Origin of the sequence: Aquimarina longa SW024, from assembly GCF_001401755.1 — a bacterium.
GTDB classification, from domain to species: Bacteria; Bacteroidota; Bacteroidia; order Flavobacteriales; family Flavobacteriaceae; genus Aquimarina; species Aquimarina longa.
In genome coordinates, this window is sequence record NZ_KQ474099.1 from 450,277 (window position 1) to 470,860 (window position 20,584).

The 20,584-nt window shown below is 30.5% G+C and carries 16 protein-coding genes; 2 read left to right on the plus strand and 14 right to left on the minus strand.

Going from position 1 to position 20,584, the window contains the following annotated elements:
* Positions 1–31 precede the first annotated feature (31 nt).
* Positions 32–2,251 (minus strand): TonB-dependent receptor, encoded by a 2,220-nt coding sequence (locus N456_RS11015; protein WP_062056843.1) that lies wholly within the window; start codon positions 2,249–2,251, stop codon positions 32–34.
* Between the two features lie 300 nt (positions 2,252–2,551).
* Between N456_RS11015 and N456_RS11020 the strand changes: the two genes are divergently transcribed.
* Complete coding sequence (locus tag N456_RS11020) at positions 2,552–4,981, plus strand: ATP-binding protein (RefSeq protein WP_062056845.1); 2,430 nt, start codon at positions 2,552–2,554, stop codon at positions 4,979–4,981.
* On the opposite strand, the gene N456_RS11025 is transcribed toward N456_RS11020, so the two are convergent.
* From N456_RS11025 to N456_RS11055, 7 genes are all read right to left on the minus strand, one after another.
* Positions 4,978–6,342 carry a sigma-54-dependent transcriptional regulator gene (locus N456_RS11025; RefSeq protein ID WP_062056847.1) on the minus strand — a complete coding sequence of 455 codons (1,365 nt, stop codon included), beginning with the start codon at positions 6,340–6,342 and terminating at the stop codon, positions 4,978–4,980. The genes N456_RS11020 and N456_RS11025 overlap by 4 nt on opposite strands.
* Positions 6,343–6,517: 175 nt before the next feature.
* Positions 6,518–6,871, minus strand: a complete 354-nt coding sequence (locus tag N456_RS11030; protein WP_062056849.1) for a hypothetical protein — start codon at positions 6,869–6,871, stop codon at positions 6,518–6,520.
* A 312-nt stretch (positions 6,872–7,183) separates the two neighbouring features.
* Positions 7,184–7,582: an alternative ribosome rescue aminoacyl-tRNA hydrolase ArfB gene (arfB, locus tag N456_RS11035; RefSeq protein WP_062056851.1), complete on the minus strand. Its 399-nt coding sequence runs from the start codon at positions 7,580–7,582 to the stop codon at positions 7,184–7,186.
* Positions 7,579–9,144: a DUF4301 family protein gene (locus N456_RS11040; RefSeq protein ID WP_062056853.1), complete on the minus strand. Its 1,566-nt coding sequence runs from the start codon at positions 9,142–9,144 to the stop codon at positions 7,579–7,581. Before N456_RS11040 ends, arfB begins: the two co-directional genes overlap by 4 nt.
* A gap of 3 nt (positions 9,145–9,147) precedes the next feature.
* Positions 9,148–9,708: an AAA family ATPase gene (locus N456_RS11045; RefSeq protein ID WP_062056856.1), complete on the minus strand. Its 561-nt coding sequence runs from the start codon at positions 9,706–9,708 to the stop codon at positions 9,148–9,150.
* The gene (gene pnuC, locus N456_RS11050; protein ID WP_062056858.1) at positions 9,669–10,301 is read right to left on the minus strand and encodes a nicotinamide riboside transporter PnuC; all 633 of its coding nucleotides are present in this window, start codon (positions 10,299–10,301) and stop codon (positions 9,669–9,671) included. The genes N456_RS11045 and pnuC overlap by 40 nt, the downstream gene beginning before the upstream one ends.
* A gap of 340 nt (positions 10,302–10,641) precedes the next feature.
* The gene (locus tag N456_RS11055; protein ID WP_062056859.1) at positions 10,642–11,283 is read right to left on the minus strand and encodes a 4'-phosphopantetheinyl transferase family protein; all 642 of its coding nucleotides are present in this window, start codon (positions 11,281–11,283) and stop codon (positions 10,642–10,644) included.
* A 131-nt stretch (positions 11,284–11,414) separates the two neighbouring features.
* On the opposite strand from N456_RS11055, the gene ahcY reads away from it, so the two are divergent.
* Positions 11,415–12,731 carry an adenosylhomocysteinase gene (gene ahcY, locus N456_RS11060; RefSeq protein WP_062056861.1) on the plus strand — a complete coding sequence of 439 codons (1,317 nt, stop codon included), beginning with the start codon at positions 11,415–11,417 and terminating at the stop codon, positions 12,729–12,731.
* A gap of 106 nt (positions 12,732–12,837) precedes the next feature.
* Here the strand turns inward: ahcY and N456_RS11065 are convergent, their stop codons facing one another.
* The 6 genes from N456_RS11065 to rplU all read right to left on the minus strand — a co-directional run bounded on the left by N456_RS11065 (position 12,838) and on the right by rplU (position 20,541).
* Complete coding sequence (locus N456_RS11065) at positions 12,838–13,842, minus strand: phytase (protein ID WP_062056864.1); 1,005 nt, start codon at positions 13,840–13,842, stop codon at positions 12,838–12,840.
* 140 nt (positions 13,843–13,982) lie between these two features.
* Positions 13,983–16,850 (minus strand): TonB-dependent receptor, encoded by a 2,868-nt coding sequence (locus tag N456_RS11070; RefSeq protein ID WP_062056866.1) that lies wholly within the window; start codon positions 16,848–16,850, stop codon positions 13,983–13,985.
* A gap of 171 nt (positions 16,851–17,021) precedes the next feature.
* Positions 17,022–18,608 (minus strand): tetratricopeptide repeat protein, encoded by a 1,587-nt coding sequence (locus tag N456_RS11075; protein ID WP_062056867.1) that lies wholly within the window; start codon positions 18,606–18,608, stop codon positions 17,022–17,024.
* 231 nt (positions 18,609–18,839) lie between these two features.
* Positions 18,840–19,421, minus strand: coding sequence for a DUF3332 domain-containing protein (locus N456_RS11080; protein WP_062056869.1), 582 nt, complete (start codon positions 19,419–19,421; stop codon positions 18,840–18,842).
* Positions 19,422–19,562: 141 nt separating this feature from the next.
* Positions 19,563–19,823 carry a 50S ribosomal protein L27 gene (rpmA, locus tag N456_RS11085; protein ID WP_062056871.1) on the minus strand — a complete coding sequence of 87 codons (261 nt, stop codon included), beginning with the start codon at positions 19,821–19,823 and terminating at the stop codon, positions 19,563–19,565.
* A gap of 64 nt (positions 19,824–19,887) precedes the next feature.
* On the minus strand, positions 19,888–20,541 hold the full coding sequence (rplU, locus tag N456_RS11090) for a 50S ribosomal protein L21 (protein ID WP_062057494.1): 654 nt from the start codon (positions 20,539–20,541) through the stop codon (positions 19,888–19,890).
* Between the last annotated feature and the right edge of the window lie 43 nt (positions 20,542–20,584).

Consider the following 20,584-nt stretch of genomic DNA (forward strand, 5'->3'; position numbering starts at 1 on the left):
ACTAAAATTATATTAATCTCTCTTTTTTAGTTTAAAATTTTAATGTTGCTCCTAGCAAGAAGTTAATTCCTGCCTGAGGATAAAACCCTGCTCCCTCTATAGTGGTTATTATTCCTGGATTAGAAAAATCATCATCAAATGTAAAAAAGTAGCCATTAGACACATATTTCTTATCAAGAATATTATTAACTAATCCTGTAAATACTATAGATTTAAAAACAGAAATATCTTTGATCTCATACACTATATTAATATCGTTTATAAAAAAACTATCTAACTTAGAGACTTTACTGTCTATATTACCCATATATTGCTCTCCTACGTATTTAGACAGTACTCCTAATTGAAGATTTTTTATAGGTTGATAAATAAACATATTACCTGCTACTAAATTAGGGGAATATGATATATCTGTATCTCCCAGATTTACTAAACTACCGTCTCTAGAGGTAATAAAATCTATGTTTTTATTAGTACTAATAGCTATATTAGGTTTTACTATAAATTTATCTCCCAAAGTTATATCTGCATCTATTTCTATCCCTAAACGGTAGCTCTTTCCACTTGTTGCTCGTACTGGTGCTCCTACATCATCCAATGCTCCTGTTAATACTAATTGATCTCTATATCCCATATAGTATATATTGGTATTCACTTTTACCATATTTTTAGTATACCTCCATCCTAATTCTATATCATTTAATCTCTCTGCAGTATCAATTCCGTTTTCAAAATCATCTCTTCGAGGTTCTCTATTTGCTACTGCAAAGGAAGCATATGTACTATTAGAATTATTAATCTTAAAAGTTACTCCCAGTTTTGGGTTAAAAAAATCATAGGTTTTGTCAACTGCTATAGCTTTTCTTTTAGAAGTAAGACCTGATGTTTCATACGTTACAAAACGACCTTGTAGATCTAAAAATGCACTCCACTGATTATTGATTTTATATGTGGTTTTTCCAAACATGGTAAACTCATTTTTCTTTCCATCACTAGAATAATACCGATCTCCTTGCTGAAAACCTATTGGGTTTTCTGTCCAGAGAATTTCTCCAAAATGATCTCCATTATATACACTATAAAACCCTCCAAAATCAACATCTAGATTATCTTTTTTATAATTCACACTAGCATTGATTACATAAAAATCATTATCTAACCATCTTCTACGAATGTAATCTGTTTCTGTAATCCTTTCTCCGTTGACACTAACTGGATCTACTCCTAAAAAACCTAGTGTAGCCTGATTGGAAAACAGATTGTTTGTATAATGATATGAATCTACATACTGCTCAAAATATCCTCTTCCGTATGTATAATTTAAACCTAGATTGGTTGACCAATTATTATTATACTTCTGGTTCCAATGCAATTGATAATGGTCTTGCTTATAATTATCTTCTTCTCTATCATAAAATTTTTGAAAACTCCCTTCATCATCATATTGAAATCCTATTGAATTAAATCTTCTATTAGATTCTAATGTAGCTTTATCAATACCGTTCCATGATTGGTAAGTAATCTCATGCCCTCCAAAAGTAATTGCTTTAATCAAGGTCTTGTTGTTTATATAAGATCCTTGTAAAAAATATGATTTTAGGTCTGATGAAGCACGATCTATATATCCATCAGAAGCTATCGCTGATAAACGCCCTGCTATTTCTATATGATCATTAAGTAATCCTGTACTAAATTTTAAAGTATGCTTTCTAGTTCCAAAAGATCCAACTGTATTGGATATTTCTGCATTAGCAGTCTTAGAAACTGCATCTGTCAATAAATTTAAACTGGCTCCAAATGCTCCTGACCCATTAGTAGAGGTTCCTACACCTCTTTGTAATTGAAGGTTTTCTATTGAAGAGGCGAAATCAGGAAGATTGACCCAAAATGTACCTTGACTTTCTGAGTCATTAAACGGTATTCCATTTAAGGTAACATTTACTCTAGATGCATCACTACCTCGTACTCTAATATAGGTATACCCAACTCCTGTTCCTGCATCAGTAGTGGTTACTACTCCTGGTAAATAGTTTAATAAAATAGGAATATCTTGTCCTAAATTGCGCGTTGCAAGCTCTGCTTTAGAGAGATTAGAATGGGTAATTGGAGAATCTGCTTCTACTCTAACAGATTTTACCAAAACTTCATCTAATTTTTCAAGTTTAGTTGATATTGAATCTACTTGTTTTTCTTGAGCTACTAGAGTAGTACTCAACATTAAAAGTGTAAGAAAAAATACTATATTTTTCATTCGTAAAAATTCATCACGAATAAAAGGGGTTATTATTCTGTATTAAAAATAATTATTGGTTACTGTACTTTTAAAAGTATATTGCTATCATTATACAAATGTTCTTTTAACATCTTCAAAATATAGCATTCCCTTGGCAGCATTATCTGCCCAGGTTCATTGGGTATGATCTCAGCTTAGTCTTACGATTTTAGCACCCCTTTTGAGATTTTGGCGCAAAAGTACTTTGTTTTATTGATTTATTGTACATTTATTTAGTATAAAACAATGTCTTACAATTTTTGAAGTTATAAAAATGTCATGAAGAATACAAAAAGATCGGTTACTTATAAAATTATTGCTGGCTATCTTCTTGCTGGTTTACTAGCTGTAATCACTTTTTGGGTAATCTATCAGCAACTAAATAATTATACTCAAATCACCGAAATAAAAAATGAAAATAATGAGAAACTATTTCTTATAGGTGAAGCTATAACTGGGTTGTATGAGGCTGAAAGTTTAAATCGAAACATCATTCAAACCTCTGATATTACAAAATTTGATATCTATAAAAATAAAATAGATACTATATTACAGACAATTAACAAGGTTTCTGAAATATCTGATGATACACTACAAACACATAAGATTGATAGTATAAAGTATCTTATTGATAGTAAGAATAAAAACCTTGAAGAGCTGATTACTGTTTATGAACAACGAAAACAAAAAGGCTTATATGAAACTGCTATTGATGAACTAAAAAAAGTAAACAAAAGTTTTGATGGATATTCTAATTACAATATTAGATTTAAAAAATATGACCCTCGTACTAGAAGAGCTTTAATAAATATCCTAGAATATACTAAAAAGGATAATGCAAAACGACTCACAAATCAGACTGTTGATTCATTAGCAACTTCTGTAAAACAAGTACTTGTTGAACTTGAACAAAAAGACAAAAAATATAAACAAGAGGTATCAGTAAAAGAAAATGAATTACTTAAAAACGATCAAATTATTACAAAACAATTACGAGACCTCCTTGCTGCTATAGATCGTAATGAAAGAAAGCAATATTTTGCTCGACTAGAAGCTTCTAATCAGGTTTTAAACAACACTTCTAATATTATTATCGTAATTGCTGGAATAAGCTTATTGATTGCTATTCTATTTTTGTTTTTAATCACTAAGGACGTATCTAAAAGTCAAAAATACAGAATTGAACTCGAAGCTGAGAAAACATATACAGAGTCTCTCTTAAAAACAAGAGAATCATTAATCAATACAGTTACCCATGATCTTCGCTCTCCACTAAATACAGTTATAGGATATTCTGATTTATTAGAAAGGACAGGACTTGATAATAAGCAAAAACATTACCTAAAACATCTTAAAAAATCATCTGATTATATTCTTCATTTAGTAAACGACCTTCTAGATTTATCAAAACTTGAAGCTGGAAAAATGGTCATCGAAAAACTACCTTTTTCACCAAAAGAATTAATAGAAAACACAATATCTAGCGTTATTCCTGTATCTGACAACAAAAATCTTACTATCAAAATCATAACAGATGATCAATTAAAAAAACAATATCTAGGAGATCCTTTTAGAATAAAACAAGTGCTAACAAATTTGATTAACAATGCTTATAAGTTTACTGATGAAGGCTCGATAACTATTGATAGTAAAATCAGTATAAATAATGCATCCAAAGAACAACTAGTAGTATCTGTAAAAGATACCGGAATCGGGATTACTAAAGAACAACAACATTATATTTTTGAAGAATTTTCTCAAGGAGATGACAATACAGAAAAAAGATATGGAGGGTTTGGCTTAGGACTTGCAATTACAAAAAAAATAATTAAACTTCTAAATGGGCAAATTAAATTAGAAAGTAAACTTGGTGTCGGAAGTGAATTTATTTTCTATATCCCCCTTAAACGCTCTAGTTTATTAGTTCCTGAAGAAGATCCTGAAATCACTAAAATACAGAACTTCACAAACAAAAAAGTTTTAATTGTTGATGATGACCCTAGTCAACTTACATTAACGAGTGAGGTAGTTACGTTAACTGGATTAACTTATGATATTTGCAAGAATGGTATTGAAGCGGTCTCTTTATTACAAGCAAATCAATACGACCTTGTTCTTACTGATATTCAAATGCCTAAAATGAATGGTTTTGAGCTGCTAGAAATTATAAAAACCAATCCTGATCAATCTAATTTGCCTATTATTGCCTTATCTGGACGAACAGATACTTCTTTTTTAGAATATCAAAATGCAGGTTTTACTGCCAGTTTACAAAAACCATATGCTCCTCAGGAATTAATTAATCTAATTGCAGAAGTTTTTAACGTTACAATTGCGAATCATCCTCATAATACACCTCCTAATTCGCTTGTAAATGAGCACTACTCACTTAGTGATTTAATGCTTTTTGCACAAGGCGATACTGACTCTCTTTATGCCATACTAAACACATTTCATCAAAGTACTATCGATAATATTAATGAATTAAAAGTTTCAATTAAAAAAAGAAATATAGATCATATTAAAACGATTGCGCATAAGATGATCCCAATGTTTAAACAAATTAAAGCAAAAGAAGTAGTATCCATTTTAGAAAAACTAGAACATCCTAGCAAATATCACCTTGATACAGATTCAATATTAAACCTAACCACTAATGGTATTGAAAAAATTGAAAGCTTAATAGATAAGTTAAAAGCAAAACACTAAAGACTAATATCGTATTGTTTTAATTTATTATATAGTGTTTTTCGATCTATTGAAAGCATTCTTGCAGCTTTAGCTTTATTTCCATTTGATTTTTCTAATGCATCAAGGATTAGTTCTTGTTCGTTTTGATTTTTGAACAATCCATAGGTTTGTTTTGCGTTATGCGATGCATATGCAATATCATTAGGAAGCACATCTAATGTAATCATATCTCCTCGAGAAAGTAAAACAGAACGTTTAACTATATTTTTTAATTCCCTTAAATTACCAGGCCAGTTATATTTTTTAAATGCTTCTAATACCTCGTCTGCAAATCCAACTACTTGCCGCTCTAACTCAATATTTGATTCTTCTAAAAAGTGATTAGCAAAAAGCATTAAATCTTCAATTCTATCTCTAAATGGAGGTACTTTTATAGAAAATTCATTTAATCTATGATATAAATCTTCTCTAAACTCTCCTTCTTTTACCGCATGACTAAGATCTTCATTAGTTGCTACTATCACTCTGATATCAACTTCTATTTCCTTATTACTACCTACTGGTTTAATTTTTCGCTCCTGAAGAGCTCTCAACAGTTGAACTTGTAATTCATAACTTAGGTTCCCTATTTCATCCAAAAACAATGTACCTCCATTTGCAGCTTCAAAATGTCCCATTTTATCATTTACAGCTCCTGTAAAAGATCCTTTTATATGACCAAAAAACTCACTAGAAGCTATTTCTTTAGGTATTGCTCCACAATCTACAGCTATAAAAGGTTTATCTGATCGTTTACTTGCTTTATGAATACTGCTTGCCACATATTCTTTTCCGGTACCACTATCTCCTATTACCAAAACAGACATACGAGTAGGAGCTACTAAAGCGACATACTCATTTAATTTTTTAGAGGCATCACTAACACCTCTCACAAAAGAGTTGTTAGCATTTTGTGGCATTTTAGATTTAGAGGATACGCTCTTGTTTTTAAATTCTTTAGTAGTATCAGAAAAAGTATTAGTATTATGTATAGCTTTCTCTATGGTCTGTGATATAGTATCTGGATTAAAAGGCTTAGAAACGTAATCAAAAGCACCTTGTTTAATAGCATTAACTGCCATATTTATCTCTGCATACCCTGTCATTATAATAACTTGGGTACTAGAATTATATTTTAATATTTCATCTAATAGCGTAATCCCATCGGTATCAGGAAGTCTTACATCTGTAAGTACAACATCAAATGTGTGTGTTTTAATTTTTGGAATCGCCTCATTACCAGAAAATGCTGTAAAAACCTCATATTCTTTTTTCTGCAAAAAAGTCTTAAGCATTGTACAAAAAGCTACATCATCTTCAACAATTAATATCTTAGGCATATTTTATAATTTATTACCGTAAAAAAAAGTTAATATATAAAAATACGATTTTAAAACCCTTAATTTTAATAAAAACATAAAAAAAGAGACTCTTGGGATTGAGTCTCTTTTTTAGCACTAAACAACTTTATATCGTCCTTAAGTTATCAAACGATATCTTTTTCTACCCCTAGATTTAAGATTTATTGTCGTTAGGCTTTATCCATTTGCCATTAGTACTTGCAAATACAACTTTTGTTTCACCTTCTTTACTCTGCAAAACAATTTTATACGTATTATCTTTAGACAAATATGCTTTTATAATTCTTAATGTATTAAAATCTCTAGCTGCTGCTTCTTGAATTGATAGAGGCAACTCTACAATATTAATCTCTGTATATTCTTGTTGTTCATATTCATAATTTCGAAATTCAAAATCGTCGTTAAATTCAAAATCGTTATTAAGAACAGCTAATTCGTCTTGAGCTATAACACCCTGTGCCGAAAAAATACTTACTACAATCGCTATTATCATTTGTAACTTTTTCATTGGGTTACTGAATTACTTCTACACTTAGTTATATAGTAATAACTGTTCCAAAGGTAATCTCCAAAACAAACAAAACTCAATCACCTAACAATCAACCCATTAAGATATAAGCAATTAATTGAAAAATAACACAAAACATGTGGAATCCACACAAAAGTGTAGAAATATTACTCATTTAAGAAAAGAATTAGATTTAACTCATCTTTATTCAAAATAACTATTCAGAGAATTAAAACTATTTTATTAGGATTATGAAGTGAAAAAATAAACGACTCATCATATTTTAAAATCCATTGGAGATACGATTTCTTGTTATATAGGTTTTCTACGATTTACTTTTTTTAAACTTTGTTTATGTTTGTTATCCAAACGTTTTTTAATTGCTCCTTTAGAAGGTTTAGTAAGTTTTCTTCTCTTTGGAATATGAAGATTAATTTTTAGGATATCCAGTAATCTTTTTATTACCAATTCTTTATTTCTATGTTGACTTCTGCTATCTCCACATTGTAATATTAAAACCTTTGATTTAGTTAATCTCGAGGACAATTTTTTATACAACCTTAATTTCTCATCATTAGTAAATCCTGCTGATGCCTCAATATCTAGAGTTAGTTCTATTTTTGAAGAAACCTTATTCACATGCTGTCCTCCTGCACCAGAACTTCGAATCGCTTTATATTTTAATTCATTTATAATTATCGAAGTATTCACGAAAAGAGTGTTACTTGATGAGCAGATTTTAATAAGTCATTTACAGTTTTAACAGGATTAAATGTAGTTAAAGGTACTTCTACAAATACACTAATCCAATTTGCCATTGCACCATTCCATAACCCGGGTAATTCTAGTGCTTTTAATACCTTTCCATTCATTGTTTTCTTTGTAATGAACCCTGTTTCGGGATCAACAAATTCTAATAGGTTGAATTTTTCTCCTTTATAATCTCGTACTCCACATACTAAGTCTACTGGATTAAAATGAGTTGCACTTTTAAGAATTTCATCTTGTCTATAATTTGTTTTATCTATCTGCGGTGTTTCGATAATCTGTAATACCGATCTGCCATTTTCTCGTTTTACCCAAAATGGTCCTCCTCCAGGTTCTCCTTCATTAATAACCATACCACACACACGAATAGGACGATCTAAGGATTTTCGTAAAAACTGAAGCTTATATTTATCTGCAAATTTATCAAAATCTAAAGGTAATGTCACATTTAACTGCTGAACCAAAAACTTCTTGATATCTTTTAATTCTGCTTCAGATGGTTTTTCTTTATCAATTGCATTTAATATTCTAAATACCTCATCCTGAATTTCAATCAATTTACCTGCTAGTACTTTTTTATATCCAGAAACTTCATCTTGATATTTTCGTACTACTACATTGTCTATATTCTTAATATAAATAATATCTCCATCTAGATCGTCTAGGTTTTCGATCAATGCTCCATGTCCTCCAGGTCTGAACAATAAAGAGCCATCTTCGTTTCTAAATGGTTCATTATCTTCTGTTACAGCAATAGTATCTGTTTCTGGTTTTTGAAATGAATAGGTAATACTAAAATTAGTATTTGTTTTTTCTTCTACTTTTTTCTTAATTCTTTCAAATTCATCTTTAAATGCGTTAAGATGCTCCCTAGAAATTGTAAAGTGTAATTTAGAATCTCCTTTATCATTAGTATTATAACCTGCAGCTTCATAAAGATGTTCTTCAAAAGCAGTTGCAATACTATCTATATAATTATGAAAAGGAAGTAATCCTTTAGGAAAAACTCCGTAATTAAGTCCTTTTTCTTTTAACATCATTTCCACAAAAATATATAGCTGTTTCCCCTCGGATAATGAACGAAATCTAGGGTACGATTTTTTTACTTTTTCTATAACAATATCAAAAAAAGGAAATTTTTCTAGTCCTATTAAAAATAATCGTATTGCATTTGCTTTTTCGTGGTTTGTATAAGAATTAAGGCTTTCTTTCTCAAAATCATAATTATCAAGAAACCGAAATAAGTCTTTAAACATACGTGTAGCAGCACCAGATGCCGGAACAAATTTTATCGTTTCTAAGTTTTGCACTCTAGAGTTATACAGTTTAATTAACTCTGATTGGTAATGTTCTGTAAATTTAAGAATCCCATTATCAAGGGTTGCAGCACTTCTTAATGATACAAATGGGATTTCATTTTTAAAAGTTTCTATTTGAGAAAGTACTTTATCAACTGTTAATCCTTTTGTTTTGATTAACTTAATATCTTTATCCGTTATATTCATTCTTTATTCTATTAACTGTCTAATATATGTTATAGCTGTTTTAAAACGAGTGGTTTTATCTCCTTTTATCACAATATATGGAAGTTCATATATATCAAGACATTCTTTAAATTTTAAAAACATTGCTTCTCGTTCTTCGGGTTTATCTCTGAGGTCATCAGCAACCCAAGGGATGTCAATATAAGTCAAAAGGTACAAATCATAAACATTTTCTAATGAAATTTTATTTAAGATTTCAGGAACATTCCCATCATAATATGTTTCTGAATACACCTTAAGTTCTAAAAGGTTAGTATCACAGAATAATAGCTTATTTGTTTTTTTGACTGCCTCATTCTCTAGTCTCATTTGCCCCTCTGCAATAGGTATCATATCATCATATACACATACTTCTTTAGTCTGATCCCATTTTTTTTGAAGATACTCTCGCATATATTCAGAAACCCATTGGGCATTATAATGCGCTGACAGCTGTTTAGACAATGTGGTTTTACCTGTACATTCTGGACCAAATAATACTATTTTTATGCAGTTTGAAGGCTGTTGTCTAAGTTTTTCTTCCATGTAATATACCCTAAAATTGCAATAATAGTAAATAATAAATATTGAAAACTCGTAAAAGTAAATCCTTTATAAAAATATAAAGGTACTGAGATAATATCTCCTAAAAACCAAAATATCCAATTCTCAATTTTTCTTTTGGCCATTAACCACATTCCTACAAAGAATATTGCAGTAGTTAAGGTATCTATATATGCTGTCCAATCATTCCATTTATCAAAAACAACATATACTCCAAATACAAAAACCAAGGTCATAATGAAGATTACTATTGCTATATTTTTTTCATCAGAAGTTGTTCGGGAAATAGGTGTAACCTGTGTTTCATCTATTTTTCTAGTCCAAATATACCATCCATAGATACTCATTATAAAATAATATCCATTAATCATCATATCACCTAACAATGACCATTGAAACAATAAGTATACATAAATTGAGGTACTGATAATACCTGTTGGATATACCCATATTGTATTTGATCTTGCAAATAACACACTTACCAATCCAAAAACTACTGCTACAATTTCAAGAGTAATATGTAAATTGGAGTATTCTGAGTACTGTCCAAAGAAAAAATCAAAAATCAGATTCATAATTGCTTTTATCACTTTTTATCATTTTCATATACATCATAACATGATCTATATCTCTAAAAGCTATTTTAATTTCTTTAATTAAAAATCAGATCAGTGTAACCTTTTTACAAAACTAATGTTATACATTTCATAATCCTCCTGAAATGGAATAAGTGTTCACTCTACTGATACTTACACATTATAGTATGTTATCGAAAAATACAACTATATATATTCTTCGATAGTTTAGTGCTTCTAGTTCAAAATTAACTAGAATTATCTATTTATTTCATTGAAACTCTTAAAATAATTTACCTGATACTTTTTTTTAAATAGAATTATAAGTCTATTTAAAAAACTATACATCAGTCCCTGGTAATGCATAAACACATGTAAAACCTTCAAACTCTATAAAGTTTATATCGTAGTGACTCATTATATTCTCATAATTAACTGCTCCATAAACAAATGGATAATCCAATGTAAAAGGCGATATATAGATGTGTTGTTCAAAACTTAATCCAGCGGTAGCATACAGTTTATATAATGATTCTTTGGCCCCCCATATTATCGTTAAAACACGAGTTTTTTCAAAATCTTGTTGTGCTACATAGTCTTTTTCAAATTCATTAACGAATTTATGTGCTATCTTATGAATTTTTTCTCGTTGCTTCTCAATATCAATACCTACTGGGTGATCACTAATAATAACCCCTGCATACTCATAAGAATGAGTAATCGAAATTTGTTTTTCATCTTTAAGATGTGGCTTTCCTAATTCATCATAATATAAATCATGATCAGTATACCCCAAAACAGCAAGTAGATGTCGTACACTCATAAAACCTCTGCGATGTATATCAGATTTCATACTATCCACTCTATTCTGACAATATTCTGTTAATTCTATTCCTTCACAGAGTGATTCATAAGATTCTTCAATCTTCCAAATCAACACGTTAGTACTTTCGTCTATTGTTATAGTTTTGTAAAGAGGCATTTATAGTATTAAAGTTATTACGTACCTTTGCAAACCGAAAAAAGAAGTTAAATTCTAGTTTTCGAAAAGCGAATTTAGAACAATTTAGTGCTAAATACCAAAATGCACTTTATAAACATAAAATAAAAATTATGAGCACCAAAACAGTACCTTATATCCCTTACAAGGTGAAAGACATTTCATTAGCTGCATGGGGAAGAAAAGAAATTGAATTAGCAGAGGCAGAAATGCCAGGACTTATGTCTCTTCGTGAAGAATATAAAGATGAACAACCTCTTAAAGGTGCTCGTATCGCAGGATGTCTTCATATGACCATACAGACTGCTGTATTAATAGAAACACTACTAGCTCTTGGTGCTGAAGTAACTTGGAGTTCTTGTAATATATTCTCTACTCAGGATCAAGCAGCTGCTGCTATTGCTGAAGCTGGGATACCTGTATATGCATGGAAAGGAATGAATGAAGAAGAGTTTGATTGGTGTATCGAGCAAACATTATTCTTTGGCGAAGATAGAAAACCATTGAATATGATTCTTGATGATGGTGGTGATCTTACGAATATGGTATTAGACAAATACCCAGAATTAGTAGAAGATATTAAAGGATTATCTGAAGAAACTACCACTGGAGTTCACCGCTTATATGAAAGAATGAAAAACGGAACATTACCTATGCCAGCTATCAATGTAAATGATTCTGTTACCAAATCTAAATTTGATAATAAATATGGTTGTCGTGAAAGCGCTGTAGATGCAATACGCCGCGCTACAGATACTATGCTTGCTGGTAAACGTGTAATTGTGTGTGGATATGGAGATGTAGGAAAAGGTAGTGCCGCATCATTTAGAGGAGCTGGATCTATCGTTACTGTTACAGAAATTGATCCTATCTGTGCATTACAAGCTGCCATGGACGGTTTTGAAGTTAAAAAACTAGAAACTGTAATTGGTAATGCTGATGTGATCATCACTACTACTGGTAATAAAGATATTGTGCAAGGACATCACTTTAAAGCTTTAAAAGATAAAGCTATCGTATGTAATATTGGTCATTTTGATAATGAAATTGATATGGCTTGGTTAAATGACAATTACGGGAACACCAAGGATGAAATCAAACCACAAGTAGATAAATACACTATCGATGGAAAAGATATTATCATCTTAGCCGAAGGTCGTCTAGTAAACCTTGGTTGTGCTACAGGACATCCAAGTTTTGTAATGAGTAATTCATTTACAAATCAAACTTTAGCACAGATAGAACTTTGGAAAAATTCTGAAAATTATAAGAATGAAGTATATATGTTACCAAAACATCTTGATGAAAAGGTAGCTAAACTACATTTAGCACGTCTTGGAGTAGAATTAGAAACACTAAGACCAGAGCAAGCTGAATATATAGGTGTTACTGTAGAAGGTCCTTTTAAACCTGAATATTACAGATATTAATAAGCTACTGAAGCTCTATGATTCTAAATCATTTTGCTATCAGCCAAAAAAAATAGATTTTAAAAAAACCTCGTTGTACAACGAGGTTTTTTTAATAACATCATAATCATGGTTGCAATTTTCCTAAATCATAAAAGTAGAAGTTTCGCTCATTATTCATAGCTACAAAAAGACCATTTTTAAAAGTACTATTAAGAGGCAATGAAACCACATCACATCCATCGGTTTCTTCTGTACCTAAATTAATTGCTTTAATAAAAACATTATTCTTTCTAGAAAACAAGTTAAACTGTCCTTTTTGCTGATCCGAAACTATCAAAACCCCATTTCCTTGAGGCTTAGCAGCAATAGCAATCCCTTCTATATCATCTTTGAAATATTCACCTCCAAAAAATGACAATTCCTTATTGCCCTTTTCTGGATTCGCATAATATTTACGTATTCCTACTCCTTCGTCTGCATAATACACAAAACCTAATTCATCATCTACAGCAATAGCTTCAATTTCTTTGTTTTGACTAAATTTTCCAAACTTTCTAGTCAACTTAGCATACACACCCGTACTATCGCTATTAAACTGGTATTGATATAAATACCCATTTACAGGTCCTGATTTTCTGCTAATGATTGCAGAAATAGTATGATCTAATGGGTTTTTATATAAACCAACCCCCATTGGCCTCTTTAATTCAGGATCGGTTTCGTCTTCAAAGACTAAAAAACCTCCATTATCCAAAGGTTGCATATCCGGAACTGAAAAAAGACGAATTCTATTTCGTTCTCTTTCTGTAAAAGCTATAATATCAACTGTAGTAGAATCATTTATTCTAAATCCATACTCTACATCAATATTATTAGGGTATTTTATATTTTTAATTATTTTTTCAGGAATTACTTTTCCTGCTAAATCAAAAGCATAGATTGCTCCATCAGTATCTTTATCTGTCCCAAAGACAATACTTTTAGAAACATCTGTAGGATGAACCCAAATTGCAGGGTCATCTGTATCATAATTTACTTTTTCTGAAATAACATCAGGGTCAATCTGTGGTAACTTCTTATTACAAGAAAAAAATAAAACAGCAATTAATAATATAAAAGTATTATTCATTATAATATAATTTAATTCCTCATTAAGAGGGTGAATTTATTGAGTATTGCCTTGTTTTTAAACGCATTTCTCATCAATTTTATCTAAAGTTATTGGCTTAAAAAAAACAGTTTGATATATTCTTTGTGGCGAGATATTTCTTATTTTTTAAACAAATCATATTTTAAACCAAAAGTCAGTCTTCTATCATAATACTCTGCTTGCATAGTTCGCTGTGAGATTCCTTGATAAAATCGTAATGGTTGATTCGTTATATTATTTACATCTGCATATATGCTAAGGCTTTTTGTTATAGCATAACTAGCATTAAAATCTAAAAAAAGTTGCTTATCATAATACCTGTCTTCAAAAGTATTGCCTCCAATCTCATCGATATAAGCATCAGAAAAATTAGTTGATAGTCGTATACTAAACTTGGTATCATTATATCCTAAAGATCCATTAAATAGATGTGGTGCTGTATTCGGTAAATCTAAATCTGTTCTTTCTTCACCATCTTCATTACGAATTCCCTTTGCACTTGATGTAAGATATGTATAATTAAGATAAATACTAAAGTTTTTTGCAAATCCTGGTAAAAAATCTAGCTTACGCTGAAAAGCCATTTCTACACCAAAAACAGAAGCTCCATCACCATTAAGCGGTTGAAAAACATCAAACTCAGAGGTATCTGCCCCAAATGTATTATCAGTAGTTTTCTCTTTAAAAGTATATATAAAATCATTTATTTTTTTATAAAATACTCCTCCAGAAACAATCCCTACAGATGTAAAATAATGTTCCCCCATAAGATCAAAATTCATAGAAGTAGTAGGGTCTAGATTAGGATTTCCTACAAAAATTTCTTCATCATCAGATATCACATCTAAAGTAGGAGATAAATCCACATAGTTGGGTCGTGCTATTGTGTTTGTCCATGCAAATCTAAACAATGTCTGAGTTGACATATTATACTTAAGATGTACACCTGGCAACACGTTTGTATATGTCTTTTCTTTAGTGATTTTACCTATCACATCTTCCTCATCTTTTATTTGATTTCCTGTAGCACTTATCTTTGTATGTTCTAATCTAACTCCCCCTAGAATGCTAAGTTTATCTGATAGTTTTTGAGTAGTCATTACATATCCAGCCATAACATCTTCTTCTACATCAAAATTTGCTCTCAAAAACTCATCAGGCACAGATTCTCCATTCTGAAGATTAAGACTTCCTAACCAATTCTCATCAGCATAGACACCCGCCTGATATTGATTTCCTGCTAAGAAATCTGAATCTGTATAGTTACGCGTTCCAACATCAGATAGTGTTGCAAAATCATCTTTTAAATCAAACTCAAAAAAATCGTTTCTTCTTAGTTTTCTTTTTAAACGACTTCGTATTCCAAATTTTATACTACCCTCTTCTTTTCCGAAGAAATCAGAAGGCAACTCTACATTTGCAAAAAAGTTGATATCTTCTTCTTTAGTATATTGATTCTCTTCTGTAATTTCTCCATATTCAAAATTAGAAAGGTCAGTCGCTTCAGTTGGATTTACAGCTCTAAATATCGGAAACTCTGGATCAGAATTATCATTATATACACTATATTCTGATTCATATTCTGCATAACGTTCATTTAATCTTTCTTCTGATGCTTGTGCAAAAGATGCCATCCAGTTTATCTTAACGGTTCCAAAAAGATGGTTTCCCCCTAAGCTGTAATTTTGCATACGCTGATCTTCTAATCGTCTGTTTTTATTTCGATCATTATTGACTCCTCCTTTGGTCTGGCGTTGTACTTCTACAGGAAAACGAGTTAATGACCTATTAGTTACCGAAAAATCATCAATCTCAATATCTTCTGCGTCTAAAATTTTATGTTTTAAGCGAAATCTATTTTCTCTATCATCTCTCCAATTATACATTGTCTTTAAAAACATCGTATGGTTATTATCAAATTGGTAATCAAAATTAGCTGCAAAACTTCTTCTAATGCGTTGTACCAGATATGTACGTATTTCAAACTCTTTAGTATATGGTGCTACAGAAACCTCTTCCAAGATTGGCTCTCCCTCTGCATCATCTGCTCCTGTGTAATATTTAAACTCATCTGTCCATTCTGCTTCGATATTATGAGATCCAAAATCATTATCCGTAATTGATGCTGAAAGCATCCAACCGAATTTTTTATTTTTTGAGCGATCTCCTACAAGAAAAGATCCATTAAGGATACTTTTATCTGTGATAAAATTAATCCCTGACCCTAAAGTAGCTGAAAGTCTAAAACTCTGAGGAGCAGTCCTAGTAATTAAATTCACTGATCCTCCTAGAGCGTCTGCTTCCATATCTGGTGTCACAGCTTTATTAACTTCTATAGTCTGTATCATATCAGAAGGAATTAAATCCATTTGCACATTACGATTATCTCCCTCTGCAGAAGGAACTCTACTACCATTAAGTGTTACTGAGTTTAATTGAGGAGAGAGCCCTCTAACTATAATATTACGTGCTTCTCCCTGATCTACTTGCATCGTAATACCTGGAATACGTTTTATTGCATCACCAATATTAGCATCTGGAAATTTCCCTATCTGATCAGTTGCTACTATATTAGTTATATTCATATTACTTTTTTGAGCATTTAAAGCTCTTGCTTGTCCACTAACACCATAACTTATAATTTTAACATCATCTAACTCAACACTTTTAGATATTAAAACAATAGGAATAAAAGCTGTTTTAGACCCAAGCACAGTAACTTCTTTTTGGGTATCCAAAAAACCAAGATATTGAACCGTTAATGAATGTTTACCATTTGGAATATTAACCAGAATAAACTTCCCTTCCTGATCAGAAACAGTAGTTTTATAAATCTCATTTATTACTACAGTGGCTCCTGGCATAGCTATTCCATACTCATCAGTTATAATTCCTTTTATAGAATTATTTTGTGCTAATAATGCACCTGAATTTACAACGAATATAAGCGTTACAAAAATCAATCTTAAAAATCTAGATAGTATCATTTTATATATTTAAAAATCTTTTCAAAGCTACGCATAGACTAGGGTTTTAACGATAATTTCCGAAGCAACAAAAGGTAAACATCATCATAAAATAGAAGAAACAACAAGGCAACAATTAAGATTTATTTACATTACAGTAACGCTGAGAAAAAGAATACACAAAAACCCTTTTTATAATGCTATCATAAAACTAACGAGTTCTTCTTTTTGCGCTATCGGAAGTTTTTTACGTAATCGATAACGAGCAACTCTAACACTATCTGGAGTAACTCTCAGGATTGATGCTATTTCTTTTGAAGATAAATTAAGTCGTAATAACATTCCTAAACGTAATTCTGCTGGAGATAAACTTTCTTTACATAATAAAGATAGTTTTTTGATAAATTCGGGGTGAATTTCTTTAAAAAAATTATTGAATTCATCCCATTCATTTTCCTGATGCAGATTAAAATCAATTTCTTTTATCTGTTTTTTAATAGCTGCTTTTAGATCAATATTATTTCTACCTACAATATTAGTTAGTGCAAGAGAGAGGTCTGATAATATTTTATTTTTTTGGGATAAGTGTAAACTATATCTCGATAATGCAGATGTTTTTACATGAACCTCGTGTTGTAAATTCTTTTCTTCAAAGACTTTTTTCTCTAACTCAGCTTTTAATGTTCGTTGTTTATATTCTTGTATTTTTGAATTTTCTCGTCTTTTTCTTCTAAAATGTAAAAATAAGCCGCCTGCTATGAAGATTGTTGCAATCAAACTAACAAGAAGAAGTTCCTGATTTGCTTTAGCTATTTTTTTTTGCTGTAAAAGTAAATTGATTTGGGATTCTTTTTGTTTTGTTTCATAAATCGTTTGTAACGTATTAAGTTGATTTATATTCTGTAGTGAAATCAACTCTTCATTAATACGATTAGATTCTTGTAGATGAGTATATGCTTTATTAAAATCTCCCATAAACCCATAAGTCTTTGATAAATCTTTATGTGCACTCTGCAACTCATATTGATCCTCAAATTGAATTGCTAATTTGTATGCTTTAACAGTATAATAAAGGGCTTTTGTATAATTACCTGTTTTTCTATTAATATCTCCTAGATTATTTAATACACTAATACAACTGCTATTATTTATTTTCTCAAAAAGGATATGAGCTTTTTTAAAATATTTATATGCTAGATTATATTGTTCTAGGTCTTCATAAATACTTCCTATATTTTCATTTACAATGGCCACACCTTCTTTATTATCTAGTGCTGTAAACAATTCTAAACTCTCTTGTTGGTATTTTAATGCTTTTAGATACTTTCCTTCTTTTTCATAACAAGAACCTAATAATCCTTTTGCTATTGCTTCTCCTTTTATATAATTAGCCTTGGAGGACAACAATATACTTTCATGAAAGTAGTTTTTTGCTTTATTTCTATTCTTTAATGACAGGTATATTTTTCCGATTTCGTTGTTCAAAAGAATAGCTAGTGTATCATTTTTCTTTAATAGCACAAGTGCGTTATTATATTGTGATATTGCTTCATTATACACTCTAGCATTACGATAAAATTCACCAAGTTTCAGGTGTTTTTGAGCAATTATTTCTGGTTTATCGTTTTTTTTAGAAATTTCTAATTCTTTTCTTAAATATAAAAACGTAGAATCTATTTGTTTTTTTTCTTCGATCTGATCTGGTTGTGCTAACACACTAAGAGGAATAACTACTATCAATATATATATGAAGAAGGTAGTTACTTGTAATCGTTTCATAAGGCTTGCGTAAAAATAATCACTTTAGATTTCGCAAAATGTCATAAATTTAATATGCTTGCAATTTTAAAACATTACTTATTCGTTATTTTTATGTTAGCAAATAATCATTGACACCATTCTTATCTTACCTTTAATAAAAGACTACAAGTTGTTTTGTTATTAAATGACAGAACCCTTTTTAATACTAAAAAGGGTTCATTCTATATTCTTAAGGTATTTAAGATCTATTTAGTTTGCTTCTGCTAATAAACAATTTTCATAAGAAGCTACTTTGTTCTGAATCATCGCTAAACCTTCATTTCTTGAAGCCATTGGATCTATTTTAACTTTATCTCCATTTGGCAAGTGCATTACATAAAACCCATCTTCAAAAGAAGATAACTTGATCACTTCTCCGTTAGGCTTAATTGCACTCCAAGATTTTTGTGATGGACTATACACTAAATCTAATTTTTCTCCTTTTCTTTTTCCTTCAACAATATTAATTTGTAATCTATTTTTTGTAGCAGTCATTTTAAAAGTACTTCCATCTTTTTCTACTACTTGAGTTTCAATATCACCTTCATTCATTGCTAATGGATTAGATCCACTCCAGAATTCGATAACATTAAAGATTATCATATCTCCGAATAAAAACAGACCATACACTGGTATAATATTTAATACCCAGAAAATCAAATTATCTAAGAACTTGTTCTCTGTTAAACCATCATTCCAATCTCTAAGTCCATTAAAAGCACTAAAAGATCCTAGACAACTAGAAAATAAAATAGAAGCTGAGAGTGCTACGCAAATTGTTAATTTTTTCATAAGTTTTAAATTTTAAAGTTATATTAAAATTAAGAATCTTTTTTTAGTTTTTCGGTTTTTGGGGTTTAATTTTTCACAAATAAAAAACGACTCTTTTCTATATAGAAAAGAGTCGTTTTTATTACAAAGGAAAGAATTTATTTACGCTTCAAATGGTTCTATAGAAACATATGATTTGTTATCTTTCTTTTTAGTAAATTTTACTAAACCGTCTACTTTAGCATGTAAAGTATGGTCTTTACCAGCGTATACATTTTCGCCTGGCTTATGAGCTGTACCTCTTTGTCTTACAATGATGTTACCAGCTATGGCAGCTTGACCTCCAAAAATCTTCACACCTAAACGTTTCGATTCTGATTCTCTACCATTCTTAGAACTACCAACTCCTTTTTTATGAGCCATAATATATGTTTTTTGTTTTTATATACCCTAAATTAATGATAGGGTATTAAAAAAATTAAACTTGTTATTTTTCGATACCACCTTTATGGGTGTCTTGCCATTCTTGTAATTCATCCCATTTACCTTCTGCAGCCATTTTAGCTTGCTTAGGCCATGAACCTGGGTTTTTAGAAGCATATCTAGAACCTGCAGCTACCAAAATTTCTTTTAGTCTTTCTACTTCAGTGCCAGCTAGATCTGCAAATGTATTGATTCCTTCATTGTTGAATAACTCAGCAATTTTAGGTCCAATTCCTTCTACTTTCTTAAGATCATCTCCTTTAGGAGTAGATTTCTTAGCTGTTTCTTTCTTTGGAGCAGCTTTTTCTGTTTTAGTCTTAGCTTTTGGCTCAGACTTCTTAGCTCCTGAAGTTACAATGCTTTCAATAATAATTTCTGTAAGAGATTGACGATGACCGTTTTTAACACGGTATCCTTTACGTCTCTTTTTCTTGAAAACAATAACTTTATCACCTTTAAGGTGTCTTGTGATTTTTGCTCCTACTTGAGCTCCATCTATAGCTGGGGCGCCTAAAGTAATATTTTCACCATCTGCAGCAAGAAGAACTTTATCAAAAGAAATTTTATCTCCTTCTTCTCCTGCTAAACGATGTACGAATACTTTTTGGTCTTTTGCAACTTTAAATTGCTGCCCTGCTATCTCTACAATTGCGTACATAGCGTAACGTTTAATTAATTTTTTTAAATAAAAGAACCCACCT